Genomic DNA, 12,099 nt, shown 5'->3' on the forward strand with positions numbered 1-12,099 from the left:
TTCGACTCGAATCAAGAAACAATCGGGCAATCGATTATTTCCGCCAAGGCATGAATGGAACGCGACGACCTGACCCTGATCCTGGCCATCCGGCAACGTGGAAGCATGACTGCAGCGGCAAATGCGCTGGACCTCGCGCCGTCCGTCGTGACCAAGCGCCTGGCTGCGATCGAAACGCGCATCGGCCAGCGCCTGTTCGATCGCACCACCCGCCGCGTGAGCCCGACAGCGGAAGGCGACGCGGTCTGCGCGCATGCGGAGAAGCTGCTCGAAGGTTTTGCGGCAATGGAGGCGGATCTCAGCGAACGACAGAGCGAACTGGGTGGCGTGCTGCGGCTTGCCGCGACACTCGGCTTCGGACGTCGCTGGCTCGGCCCGGCGCTGGCCGACTTCCAGACATTGCATCCTGCGCTGCAGATCCAGCTGCAACTGACCGAACATCTGCCCGACCTGAGCGCCGAGAGCTATGACGGCGCCGTCTGGCTCTGGTCGGTGCAAGGCGCGCGCGCCTCGCAATGGACATCGCGGCGGCTGGCACGCAACCAGCGGGTTCTGGTCGCCGCGCCCGCCTATCTGGAGAAGCACGGGACGCCGGGAACGCCTTCCGACCTGGCGCAGCACGCCTGTCTTGCCGTGCTGGAGAACGAAGCACCCGCCGCGCGACAGCATGCGCACTGGGTGCTGGAGCACGAAAAGGAAGGCGGCGTGGTGCGCGTGCGCGTCGCCGGGCCGCTGTCGAGCAATTCGGGGGAACTGGTGCGCGACTGGTGCCTTGCCGGCCGGGGCATCATGCTGCGCAGCCTGTGGGACATCGCGGCGCAACTGGAAAGCGGCGAGCTGATCCGGGTTCTGAAGCAGCATGCGATGCCGGACGCAGACATCCACTGGGTCGCGCCCTGGCGTCCGAAGACGCCGAAACGGGTGCGCCTGCTGGTGGACTTCCTGGCAGCGCGTTTCGGCTCCGAACCCTGGAAACCGTGACGGCTCGAAACCCCGAGTTCCGAGTCCGCTAAGACCGGACCGGTGCCGTCCTGCCCTCGCTGACGACCAGGCCGACACCCGCTGCAGTCATCGCGGTGCCGAGCAGCGTCAATGCGGTGATCGGCTCGCCGAACAGCAGCCATGCCATCACCGCCGTGCACGGCGGCACGAGGTACAGCAGGCTGGTCACGGCCGTCGTCGTTCCGCGCTGGATGAGCAGGTAGAACAGCGAACTGCCGCCCAGCGTCAGCACCAGCACCGACCAGGCCATGGCGCCTGTGGAATAGGCGTTCCACTGGATCGATGCCGTTTCCATCAATGCAAACGGCAGCGTCACCAGGAAAGCCGCACCTTGCTGAACCATGTTCGCGCTGCGCACGTCACCGGATTCGACGAAGCGCTTCTGGTACAGCGTGCCGGCCGTGATCGACAGCAGCGCCGCTATCGCCAAACCCATCGTCACCGGGCTGACTTCGCCGCCCTGCAGCAGCTTGCGGAACACCACCAGTACAAGTCCTGCAAAGCCGAGCGCGAGTCCGGCCCATTGCCTGCGCGACACCGCGCCACCTCGCGCGGAAAGCCAGACAGCGGTGAGCACCGGCTGCACGCCGACCATCAGCGCAATCAGCCCTGCGCCCATGCCCGCATGCACCGCAGCCCAGACGCCGCCGAGATAGCCCGCGCTCATCAGCACGCCGGTGACGGCCAGATGTCCCCACTGCGATCGTCCTGCCGGCAGGGTCGCCCGCGCCAGCAAGGCCCAGACGCCGAAGCACAGAAAGCTCAGCGCATAGCGGACCAGGAGGAATTTGAGGGGCGGCGCATAGGGCATGCCATAGCGCGCCACGATGAATCCGGTGCTCCAGACCAGCACGAACAGCGCCGGCATCGCACGCAGCCAACCGACCGTGCCGCCCGTGTCGCGCCCACCGGCGACCGCCGTCATTTCGCGCGGGCCCGGATCTCCGGTATGGCTTTCTGAAGGTAATAGACCATCGACCACACCGTGAGCACCGCCGATATCCAGATCAGCCACTGGCCCCAGAAGCCGGTATCGACCACATCGAACAGCACGGCGTCGTAGAGAAGAAAGGGTATCGCCACCATCTGCACGACCGTCTTGACCTTGCCGAGCATGTGTACGGCCACGCTCTTGCCGGCGCCGATCTGCGCCATCCATTCGCGCAGCGCCGAGATCGCGATCTCGCGACCGATGATGATCAGCGCGACGAACACGTCGGCCCGGTTGAGATGCACCAGCACCAGCAGCGATGCGCAGACCAGGAACTTGTCGGCGACCGGATCGAGGAAGGCGCCGAAGGCCGATGTCTGGTTGAGCTTGCGGGCAAGGTAGCCGTCGAGCCAGTCGGTGGCGGCGAAGGCGACGAACATGATCGTGGCGATCAGGTTGCGCATCGGCTCGGCGATCGGAAGATAGAACACACCCACGATCAAAGGGATCGCGACGATGCGCGTCCAGGTCATGATGGTCGGCAGGGTCCAGAACATGCATCGATTGTGCATGACGGAAATGACCTCCCCGACACACAAGGGCCTAGTGCAACGCCCGATAGATTTCCTCTGCAAGATCCGATGCGATCCCGTCGACCGACGCGATGTCCTGCACGCTCGCCGCAGCCACGCCGCGGATGCCGCCGAAACGCTGCAGCAGCCGCGCACGGCGCTTCGGCCCGATGCCGGGAATGTCTTCCAGCTGGCTGCCGCCGACCCGCACCTTGGCCCGCTTGGCCCGCATGCCGGTGATCGCGAATCGATGCGCCTCGTCGCGGATCTGAGCGACCAGCATCAGCGCGGCCGAATCGCGGCCCAGATAGACCTTCTCCCGGCCGTCGGCGAACACCAGCTCTTCCAGACCGACCTTGCGGCCCTCGCCCTTCTCCACGCCGACGATCAGCGACAGCGGCAGACCCAACTGGCTGAAGACTTCGCGGGCCATCGACACCTGGCCCTTGCCGCCGTCGACCAGCACCAGTTCGGGCATGCGTGCCGACTTCGTCGCGGGCGGTGCATCGGCACCGGCGCCTTCCGCATCGCCTGCCGGTGGCGCGGTCGTCTCGGCCGCCATCGCTTCGGCCAGCTTGCCGTAGCGGCGCTGCAGCACCTGGCGCATCGCGGCGTAATCGTCGCCCGGCGTGATGCCTTCGATGTTGTAGCGGCGGTATTCGCGGTTCTGCATCGCGTGGTGCTCGAAGACGACACAGGACGCCTGCGTCGCCTCGCCCGCCGTGTGCGAGATGTCGAAGCACTCGATGCGGAAGTTGTCGAGGTCGTCCGGCGCCAGCTCCAGCGCGTCGACCAGCGCCCGCGTGCGCGCCTGCTGCGATCCTTCTTCGGCCAGCAACCGCGCCAATTGGAGGCCGGCGTTCTTCTGCGCCATTTCCAGCCAGTGGCGGCGTTGCTCGCGCGGCTGGAACACCGCCGTGATTCGGATGCCGGTCTGCTGCGCCACGGCCGCGATCAGTTCGCGACTCACCTGCTCGCTCAGCACCAGCGTGGCCGGCGCCGGCACGTCGATGTAGTGCTGGGCGATGAAGGCTTCGAGGACCTGGACCTCGATCGAATCGAAAGCTGCTGGCGCAGCCACTTCTGCGCCGTCCGATGCCTCCAGCGCCTGCTCGCTCTCGTAGATCTGAGCGGCGTCTTCGACATGCACCGGGAAGTACGCGCGGTCGCCCAGGTGCCGGCCGCCGCGAACCATCGCCAGATTGACGCAGGCCTTGCCGCCCTGAACCAGCACGGCCAGGATGTCGACGTCCTTGTCGGAGGCGATCTCGATCGTCTGCTGGTGCAGCACGCGCGAGAGCGCCGACATCTGGTTGCGAAGCTCGGCCGCCTGCTCGAACTCGAGCTTCTCGGCATGCGACGTCATGCGTGCTTCCAGCTCGTGCAGGACGGCCTGCGTGTCGCCCATCAGGAAAGCTTCGGCATTCGCGACATCGTGCGCATAGGCCTCAGGCGTGATGTAGCCGACGCAGGGCCCGGTGCAGCGCTTGATCTGATAGAGAAGGCACGGCCGCGTGCGGTTGGCATAGACCGTGTCTTCGCAGGTGCGCAGCTTGAAGACCTTCTGCAGCAGCTGGATCGACTCCTTCACCGCCCAGGCGCTCGGGTACGGCCCGAAGTAGCGGTGTTTGCGATCGGTCGATCCGCGGTAGTAGGCCAGCCGCGGAAAGGTGTGCGCGGCAATCTTCAGGTACGGGTAGCTCTTGTCGTCGCGGAACAGGATGTTGTAGCGCGGCTTCAGGCTCTTGATGAGGTTGTTCTCGAGCAGCAGTGCCTCGGCCTCGGAGCGGACCACCGTGGTCTCCATCCGCACGATCTTGCTGATCATGTGGCCGATGCGCGTGCCGCCGTGGCTCTTCTGGAAGTAGTTGGCGACGCGCCTTTTCAGGTTGCGGGCCTTGCCCACGTAGAGCACGGCACCGGCGGCATCGAAATAGCGGTAGACGCCGGGTAATTGCGGCAGGGCCGCGACTTCGCTGAGCAGTTGATCGGAGTGCACTTCGGACATGGCCGGGATTGTCGCGCGTCGCGAATCACCCGATACCGCCCCCGCTACCGCCCCCGCTGGCATGACATATGCTCCACAAATGTGTCCGGCGCACCAGCGCCACGACACATTTCGACCTGGTCAACAACTCTCAGCAATGCAAAACAAACCTAATTGGTGGCTCTTCACGCCGCTCGCCCTTTCGCTGGCACTTGCCGGCTGCGGCGGCAGTTCGGATTCGGACTCCACTCCTGTCGTCACCACGCCACCCGTCGTGACACCGCCCGTCGTCGTCGACAACAGCTGCCTGACGACCACGTCGACCGGCGCGCAGGTCGTCGTGGGCTCCGGCCTCGCTGGCGACCCGGCCGCACCGGAACCCGCATCGGGCTACATCCTCGGCCACAAGGTCGTGACCGCGAAGTCGTACATGGTCGTCGCCAACCATCCGCTCGCCACCAAGGCCGGCTGCGACATCCTCAAGGCCGGCGGCAGCGCGGCCGATGCGGCGGTCGCCGTGCAGGCCGTGCTCGGCCTGGTCGAACCGCAATCGAGCAGCCTGGCAGGCGGCGCATTCATGCTTTATTTCGATGCCAGGACCAAGAAGGTCCAGGCTTATGACGGCCGCGAGACCGCGCCCGCAGCAGCGACCGCCAATTACCTGCGCTACATCGACGACGCCTCCAACCTCACGACGCCCGTGCCCAGCGCTCGCGCCAGCGGCCGCTCGATCGGCACGCCGGGCGTGATGCGGATGCTCGAACTCGCGCAGGGCGATCACGGAAAGCTGGCATGGAAGGACCTTTTCGGCGACGGCACCAGGCTCGCGGCAGAAGGTTTCACCATCGGTGGCCGCATGGCCAACGCCATCGCGTCGTCGGCCTCCAACCTGAAGCGCGATGCCGAAGCCGCCGCCTACTTCCTCGACGCGGCCGGCAATCCGAAGCCGCTGGGCACCAAGATCACCAACCCGGCCTATGCCGAAGTGCTCCGGGCGCTCGCCTCGCAGGGCGCCAACGCGATGTACACCGGTCCGATCGCCGCCGACATCGTCGCCAAGATCAACATCACCACCGGAGCCGACGGCTCGGTGATCACGCCCGGCAAGACCACGCTGGCCGACCTCCAGGGCTACAAGGCACTGCGCCGCGAACCGGTCTGCACGACATACCGCGCCTATTACGTCTGCAGCATGTCGCCGCCGTCGTCGGGTGGTATCGGCGTGCTCTCGACGCTTGGCATCCTGGAGAACTTCAACATGTCTCTCCACGTGCCGACCGCAATCGACCTGGAAGGCGGCAAGCCGACCGTTCAGGGCGTGCATCTGGTGTCCGAAGCCGAGCGCCTGGCCTATGCCGACCGCGACAAGTACGTGGCCGATACCGACTACGTGCCGCTGCCCGGCGGCAGCGCCGACACGCTGCTCAACAAGACGTACATGCGCTCGCGTGCCAGCCTCATCGACTTCTCGAAGAGCATGGGCGTGGCGCAGGCCGGCGCGCTGGGCGCGATTCCGCAAGGCATCGATACCACGGTCGAGCACGGCACCACGCACCTGACCATCGTCGACAAGGAAGGCAACGTCGTCACCATGACGACCACGGTCGAATCCACGCTCGGCTCGTACCACATGAGCCGCGGCATCATGCTGAACAACCAGCTGACCGACTTCTCCGCATCGCCGGTCGACAGCGCCAACCTGCCGGTCGCCAACCGCGTGGCGCCGGGCAAGCGCCCTCGCAGCACGATGGCGCCGACCATGGTGTTCAACGGCAGCGCACCCGGCGACTTCCTGATGGCCACCGGTTCGCCGGGCGGCGGCACGATCATCCAGTACGTCGTGAAGACGGTGGTCGGCGCGCTCGACTGGGGTCTGGATGCGCAGCAGGCAACCTCGCTGGTCGACTTCGGCGCCAGCAACAGCGTGACCACCGCCGTCGGCGGAGAGCACCCGAACGTCGACACGACCAACGGCGGGCTGAACGATCCGCTGATCGTCGGCTTGCGCGCGCTCGGCCACACCGTGTCGACCGGCGCTCAATCGAGCGGCATCAGCACGGTCATCCGCCGCACCAGCAACGGAACCTCCGTACTGACCGGGGGCGCCGATCCGCGCCGTGAAGGCATCGTGCTGGGCGATACCTACACGCCCTGATCCAAGGATCCAAGGCGATCCGGGAACGGATCCGATAGGCTCCCGCTGTCCGAAAGGCTGCGGGAGCCTTTTTCGTTTCTGGGGACGCGCATGCGCTGGGATCTGTTCTGCAATGTCATCGACAACTACGGCGATGCCGGCGTCTGCTGGCGCTTGGCGCGCGACCTGGCACTGGCCGGCGACACCGTGCGCCTCTGGACCGATGCACCGGACATGCTGCGATGGATGGCGCCTGAAGGTTGCGAAGGCGTCTCGGCGATCGACTGGTCCGACGCCGAGGCCGTAGCCACGGCCGCAACGGAGGACGCGCCGGACGTCCTGATCGAGGCTTTCGGCTGCGAGCCAGCCACCGCCCTGGTCGCGCGCTTCGCCGCCCGTGCCAAGGCACATGCGCGCGGGACAGCCTGGATCAATCTCGAATACCTCTCCGCCGAACCGTATGTCGAGCGTCTGCACACACTCCCCTCGCCGGTCTTCAAGGGACCTGGCGAAGGATTGAGCAAGCACTTCTTCTATCCCGGCTTCACGCGCGGCACCGGCGGATTGCTGCGGGAGCTCGATCTCGTCGAACGCCAGGCTGCGTTCGACCGTCGCGGCTGGCTTGCCGGGCACGGCGTCGACTGGCAAGGCGAGCGCGTCGTCACGCTGTTCTGCTACGAGCCGCTTGACTTGCGGCACCTGATGACGCACTGGGCCGGCGGCGCCGAGCCGACGCGATTGCTGGTGACCTCCGGCCGCGCGGCGCTGGCCGTTCAGGCCACGCTGCAAGGCATGGACGGCGCATCGCAGACCGGCATCGGCATGCTGTCGATCACCTTCCTGCCCTTCCTCACGCAGACAGCTTTCGACGAACTGCTCTGGGCCGCCGACTTCAACTTCGTGCGCGGCGAAGATTCGCTCGTCCGCGCCATCTGGGCCGGCAAGCCGTTCGCCTGGCAGATCTACCCGCAGGACGACGATGCGCACCACGTCAAGCTCGATGCGCTGCTCGATGCCATCGACGCGCCGCCGACGTTGCGCCGATTTCACGCCGCGTGGAACGGCACCGTCGATGCGCCTATCGACTGGCCCGATGCCGCGATCCTCGACGATTGGTCAGCCGCGTTGAAACCGGCCCGCGAACGACTTCTGGCACAGGACGATCTGGTGACGCAGCTCCGGCGTTTCGTCGCAAGAATCTCCGGCTGAAGCTCTCTCGATCATGGCAACTACAGCAGCTTCCCCGGATTCATGATCTGGTTCGGGTCCATCGCCTGCTTGATGCGCAGCATCAGTTCCATCTCGACCGGCGACTTGTAGACGCGCAACTCGTCGCGACGCAGCTGCCCGACGCCATGCTCCGCGCTGATGCTGCCGCCGTAGCTCGTCACCAGCTGGTGGACCACCGCGTTGAGATCGTGCGTGCGCTGCTTGAGCGTCTGGTAGTCGGTGTCGGCAGGCATCAGGACGTTGTAGTGCAGGTTGCCGTCGCCGAGGTGGCCGAAGTTGATGACGCTCGCGCCCGGCAGACAGGTCTGCACGTCTTCTTCGGCCTGCGCCACGAACGAAGCGAGCGATGAAATCGGCAGCGCGATGTCGTGCTTGATCGCCTTGCCGGCGCGCACCTGCGCCTGCGAGATGCCTTCGCGCAGCTTCCACAGCGCCATCGTCTGTGCCTCGCTGGCCGACAGCATCGCGTCGTTGACCAGTCCGGCCTCCATCGCCTCCGCGAGCGCCGATTCCAGCAGCGCGTCGGGACCGGATTCGCCGCCATGCGCATCGGACACGGCGCCCGTGTCGCTGAGTTCGATCAGCGCGTTGAACAGCGCCGGCCTGGCCAGCGGCGCGCGGGTGTCGGTCACCCGATCGAGCACCAGTTGCAGCGACGCCGCGGTCATCATCTCGAAAGCTGTCAGCCGCTCGCCGCAGCGCGTGCGCATGAGGCCCAGCAGGTCGACCAGCTGCTCCAGCGAATCGGCACCGACCCACGCGGTCGCATGCGAAGTGGGCCGCGAGAACAGCTTCAGCACCACGCCGGTGATCACGCCCAGCGTGCCCTCGGAACCGATGAACAGGCCCTTAAGGTCGTAGCCGGTGTTGTCCTTGCGCAAGCCGCGCAGCCCGTGCCAGATACGGCCGTCCGGCAGCACCACTTCGAGCCCCAGCACCAGTTCACGCGTGTTGCCGTAGCGCAGCACGGCGGTACCGCCCGCATTGGTCGCCACGTTGCCGCCGACCGTGCAGCTGCCCTGCGCGCCGAGGCTGAGCGGAAAGAAGCGGTCGACGCTGCGTGCGGCCTCCTGCGCGTTCGCGAGGATCACGCCGGCATCGAGCGTCAGCGTGTTGTTGACCGGATCGACGGCACGCACGCGGTTCATGCGGGTCGTGCTGAGAACCACCTGCGCGCCGCTCGCGTCCGGCGTGGCGCCGCCGCTCATGCCGGTATTGCCGCCCTGCGTGACGATCGGCGTGCGTGTCTCGCTGCACAGGCGCACGACCGCAGCCGTCTCGGCGGTGTTGGCCGGGCGAACCACCACGGTCGTCCTGCCGGTCCATTTGCCGAGCCAGTCGGTGAGGTACGGCGCCTGCGCATCGGCGTCCACCACCAGCCCCGCAGGGCCGACCAGCGCATGGAGTCTGTTCAGCAAGGGCATGTCAGCTCCCATGCCAGTTCAGCTGCACGCGGGCGATCGCCATGCCGACGGCGGCCTGCGTCGGTTCGACGACCGGGATGCCCAGCGATCGTTGCAGCTCGTCGCGGTAGCTAGCCATGCCGGCGCAGCCCATCACGATCACGTCGGCGCCACGTTCGTCGCGAAGGCGCCTGCCGATGTCTTTCATGCGCGCCAGAGTGCGCTCCTTCTCGGCCAGCTCCTGCACGTTCAGACCGATGGCGAGTTCGCCGGCGAACCGGCCCGTGACGCCCATCGCGGCATACGTCCGTAAATGTCGCGGAATCGACGCGTCAAGGATCGCGATGACGCCGAAGCGCTCGCCCAGCGTCATCGCGGTGAGCACGCCGCACTCGCCGATGCCCAGCACCGGCTGCGTGAGCCGCTCGCGCAGCATATGCAGGCCCGGATCGCTGTAGCAGGCGATGACGTAGGCGGACGATTGCGCCGACAGCGAATCGGCCAGCGCAGCCAGCGGCACCGCAACGCTCTGCACGTCGAACTGCGTGACGACACCCGGCGGACCTTCGTCCAGCGTGAGGCACCGGATCTCAGGACCGCCAGCCCTACGCAACGGCGCCAGCGCCGCGTCGATGCCGGCCGTGACCGTTCGGCTGCTGTTGGGATTGATGACCTGAACGGGCTGGATCGCGGATTGCATCGCTTCAGTCTAGGGTTCCCGTTGCGCTGCACAAGGGGCACGCTCCTTGCTTTTTCATGTGCGATCCATAACGTTTGGTTAAGGTTTTTGAAACCGACCGGGAAAGCCATGTCCATCAATCTGCGTCAGATCGAGGTGTTCCGCGCGGTCATGACGACCGGCTCGATCCGCGGTGCGTCGCAGCTGCTTTTCGTGTCGCAACCCGCGGTGAGCCGCCTGCTGTCGCACACCGAAAGCCGTGTCGGTTTCGCGCTGTTCGAGCGCATCAAGGGACGTCTCTACGCCACGCCCGAAGCCAAGAAGCTGTTCCATGAAATCGAGCGGATGTACCAGGGCGTGCAGCGCGTCAACGAGCTCGCGCAGGAGCTGGCCGAGAACCGCCAGGGCATCCTCAACATCGTGTCGAGCCCCAGCATCGGGCAGATGATGATTCCGCAGGCCATCGCGGCTTTCCGGGAAGACCATCCGCAGGTCAAGCTGACTTTCCAGTACCTCGGCTATGCGCCGCTGAAGGAGCGGCTGCTCAATCACCAGGCCGACCTCGGCGTCACCATCCTGCCGGTGGAGCATCCCAACCTCGAAAGCACGCCTCTCAGCAAGGGGCAGCTGGTCTGCATCTGCCCTTACAACCATCCGCTCTCGCGCCTCGGCACGCTGACGCTGGCCGACATGCGGCCGTATCCGCTGATCTCGTACGACCGGGCGACACCGTTCGGCCTGATCCTCGAAGGCATGTACGACGCCGCCGAAGAAGTGCTCAAGGCTGCCATCGAGGTCGGCTCGCCGCAGAACGCCTGCTCGCTGGTGCAGGCCGGTGGCGGCATCGCGCTGGTCGACGAGTTCTCGGTGCGCAACTGGCCGACGCATCAGCTCATCGTGCGTCAGGTCGCGAACGCGCCGGAGCTGCAGGCCAACCTCGTGCATCAGCGTTTCGATCCGCTGTCGAAGCTGGCGCAAAGCTTCGTGCTGGTGTTGCGCGACCTGATGCAGAAGCAGGGATTCGAGACGCCGACCGACGCGTCGCATGCACCGCTTTCGCTCACTGCCGACGCCTAGTTGGTGCAGCGCATGCACCCTGAAGGCGAATCGAGCCGGGGCTTAACAACAGGTTAAGGGTGCCCGACGAAAAGGCACACGACATGGACGATGCCGACACGAAGAATGACTTTCGAACCCGGAGCCATTCATGACCGCATCTGCCTCTTCTCCTGACTCGTCCGCTTCCTCGGCCGCATCGTCCGGCGTCTACGTGATCTGCCCGACACCGTTCAGGCAGGACTTCACGCTCGACCTCGACAGCATCGCCACACTGGTCGAATTCCAGGTCCGCGCCGGCGTCGCCGGACTGGCGATCCTCGGCTTCCTCGGCGAGTCGCACAAGCTTTCGAACGACGAGCGCCACACGGTCGTCGACACCTTCGTGCGTTGCGCCGAAGGCCGGCTTCCGGTCTGGGTCGGCGTGCGCGCACTCGGTCTGGCCGGCGCCATCGAGCAGGCGCGCGAAGCGCAGGAACTCGGCGCGACGGCGGTGTTCGCCGCACCGCTGGACGGCGCTTCGGATGCGATGCAGTTCGAGTACTACCAGACGCTCGCGAAGTCGATCGCGATCCCCGTGATCATTCACGACTTCCCCGACTCCTTCGGCACCGAGATCAAGGCCGAGGTCGTCGCGAAGCTGGGCCGCGAAGGCGGCGTCGGCATGATCAAGATGGAAGAGCCGCCGGTCGGCCAGAAAATCACGCGCATCCGCGAACTGGCCGGCGACAGCATGCGCATCTTCGGCGGCCTTGGCGGCGTCTATCTGCTCGAAGAACTGCAGCGCGGCGCGGTCGGCACCATGACCGGCTTCGCCTATCCGGAGATCCTGGCGCGCATCTACACGCTGTTCGCAGCCGGCGACATCGACGGCGCGGCCAAGGTCTTCGACACCTACTGCCCGCTGATCCGCTACGAGTTCCAGCCCAGGATCGGCCTGGCGCTGCGCAAGTACATCTACATGCGCCGCGGCGCCATCGCCTGCGATGCGATCCGCTCGCCGGGCCTGCGCATCGATGCCGTCACCACGCGCGAACTCGAGGCCGTGGTCGCCCGCACCGGCCTCGCCATCGACGCGCCTCCCCTCCACTTCTGATCGAAAGCG

The 12,099-nt window shown here is 66.2% G+C and carries 10 protein-coding genes; 5 read left to right on the forward strand and 5 right to left on the reverse strand.

The window, feature by feature from the left end; genetic code table 11:
• The first annotated feature begins 54 nt into the window (after positions 1-54).
• On the forward strand, positions 55-981 hold the full coding sequence (locus ACSFA3_RS07450; protein WP_435504726.1) for a LysR family transcriptional regulator: 927 nt from the start codon (positions 55-57) through the stop codon (positions 979-981).
• 28 nt (positions 982-1,009) lie between these two features.
• Here the strand turns inward: ACSFA3_RS07450 and ACSFA3_RS07455 are convergent, their stop codons facing one another.
• The 3 genes from ACSFA3_RS07455 to uvrC are packed head-to-tail and all read right to left on the reverse strand — an operon-like array spanning position 1,010 to position 4,513.
• Positions 1,010-1,927: a DMT family transporter gene (locus ACSFA3_RS07455; RefSeq protein ID WP_435504727.1), complete on the reverse strand. Its 918-nt coding sequence runs from the start codon at positions 1,925-1,927 to the stop codon at positions 1,010-1,012.
• Positions 1,924-2,490: a CDP-diacylglycerol--glycerol-3-phosphate 3-phosphatidyltransferase gene (gene pgsA, locus ACSFA3_RS07460; protein ID WP_435504728.1), complete on the reverse strand. Its 567-nt coding sequence runs from the start codon at positions 2,488-2,490 to the stop codon at positions 1,924-1,926. The genes ACSFA3_RS07455 and pgsA overlap by 4 nt, the downstream gene beginning before the upstream one ends.
• 46 nt (positions 2,491-2,536) lie before the next feature.
• The gene (uvrC, locus tag ACSFA3_RS07465; RefSeq protein ID WP_435504729.1) at positions 2,537-4,513 is read right to left on the reverse strand and encodes an excinuclease ABC subunit UvrC; all 1,977 of its coding nucleotides are present in this window, start codon (positions 4,511-4,513) and stop codon (positions 2,537-2,539) included.
• Between the two features lie 136 nt (positions 4,514-4,649).
• Between uvrC and ACSFA3_RS07470 the strand changes: the two genes are divergently transcribed.
• Together ACSFA3_RS07470 and earP are read left to right on the forward strand one after the other, a co-directional pair.
• Positions 4,650-6,647 (forward strand): gamma-glutamyltransferase family protein, encoded by a 1,998-nt coding sequence (locus ACSFA3_RS07470; protein ID WP_435504730.1) that lies wholly within the window; start codon positions 4,650-4,652, stop codon positions 6,645-6,647.
• 90 nt (positions 6,648-6,737) lie between these two features.
• On the forward strand, positions 6,738-7,835 hold the full coding sequence (gene earP, locus ACSFA3_RS07475) for an elongation factor P maturation arginine rhamnosyltransferase EarP (RefSeq protein ID WP_435504731.1): 1,098 nt from the start codon (positions 6,738-6,740) through the stop codon (positions 7,833-7,835).
• 20 nt (positions 7,836-7,855) lie between these two features.
• Here earP and ACSFA3_RS07480 read toward each other — a convergent pair whose 3' ends face one another.
• Positions 7,856-9,280: an FAD-binding oxidoreductase gene (locus ACSFA3_RS07480; RefSeq protein ID WP_435504732.1), complete on the reverse strand. Its 1,425-nt coding sequence runs from the start codon at positions 9,278-9,280 to the stop codon at positions 7,856-7,858.
• 1 nt (position 9,281) lies between these two features.
• Positions 9,282-9,959: an aspartate/glutamate racemase family protein gene (locus ACSFA3_RS07485; protein WP_435504733.1), complete on the reverse strand. Its 678-nt coding sequence runs from the start codon at positions 9,957-9,959 to the stop codon at positions 9,282-9,284.
• A 108-nt stretch (positions 9,960-10,067) separates the two neighbouring features.
• Between ACSFA3_RS07485 and ACSFA3_RS07490 the strand changes: the two genes are divergently transcribed.
• Both ACSFA3_RS07490 and ACSFA3_RS07495 read left to right on the forward strand, forming a co-directional pair.
• Positions 10,068-11,015 (forward strand): LysR family transcriptional regulator, encoded by a 948-nt coding sequence (locus ACSFA3_RS07490; RefSeq protein ID WP_435504734.1) that lies wholly within the window; start codon positions 10,068-10,070, stop codon positions 11,013-11,015.
• A 130-nt stretch (positions 11,016-11,145) separates the two neighbouring features.
• Positions 11,146-12,090, forward strand: a complete 945-nt coding sequence (locus ACSFA3_RS07495) for a dihydrodipicolinate synthase family protein (RefSeq protein WP_435504735.1) — start codon at positions 11,146-11,148, stop codon at positions 12,088-12,090.
• Positions 12,091-12,099: the final 9 nt, after the last annotated feature.

Origin of the sequence: Variovorax glucosi, assembly GCF_051216695.1 — a bacterium.
In the GTDB taxonomy this organism is placed as follows: Bacteria; Pseudomonadota; Gammaproteobacteria; order Burkholderiales; family Burkholderiaceae_C; genus Variovorax.

Excerpts from the sequence above, each read along its gene's own strand:
- ACSFA3_RS07450 (WP_435504726.1), top strand. The coding sequence starts at position 55 with ATGGAACGCGACGACCTGACCCTGATCCTGGCCATCCGGCAACGTGGA.
- ACSFA3_RS07455 (WP_435504727.1), bottom strand. The coding sequence starts at position 1,927 with ATGACGGCGGTCGCCGGTGGGCGCGACACGGGCGGCACGGTCGGTTGG.
- pgsA (WP_435504728.1), bottom strand. The coding sequence starts at position 2,490 with ATGTTCTGGACCCTGCCGACCATCATGACCTGGACGCGCATCGTCGCG.
- uvrC (WP_435504729.1), bottom strand. The coding sequence starts at position 4,513 with ATGTCCGAAGTGCACTCCGATCAACTGCTCAGCGAAGTCGCGGCCCTG.
- ACSFA3_RS07470 (WP_435504730.1), top strand. The coding sequence starts at position 4,650 with ATGCAAAACAAACCTAATTGGTGGCTCTTCACGCCGCTCGCCCTTTCG.
- earP (WP_435504731.1), top strand. The coding sequence starts at position 6,738 with ATGCGCTGGGATCTGTTCTGCAATGTCATCGACAACTACGGCGATGCC.
- ACSFA3_RS07480 (WP_435504732.1), bottom strand. The coding sequence starts at position 9,280 with ATGCCCTTGCTGAACAGACTCCATGCGCTGGTCGGCCCTGCGGGGCTG.
- ACSFA3_RS07485 (WP_435504733.1), bottom strand. The coding sequence starts at position 9,959 with ATGCAATCCGCGATCCAGCCCGTTCAGGTCATCAATCCCAACAGCAGC.
- ACSFA3_RS07490 (WP_435504734.1), top strand. The coding sequence starts at position 10,068 with ATGTCCATCAATCTGCGTCAGATCGAGGTGTTCCGCGCGGTCATGACG.
- ACSFA3_RS07495 (WP_435504735.1), top strand. The coding sequence starts at position 11,146 with ATGACCGCATCTGCCTCTTCTCCTGACTCGTCCGCTTCCTCGGCCGCA.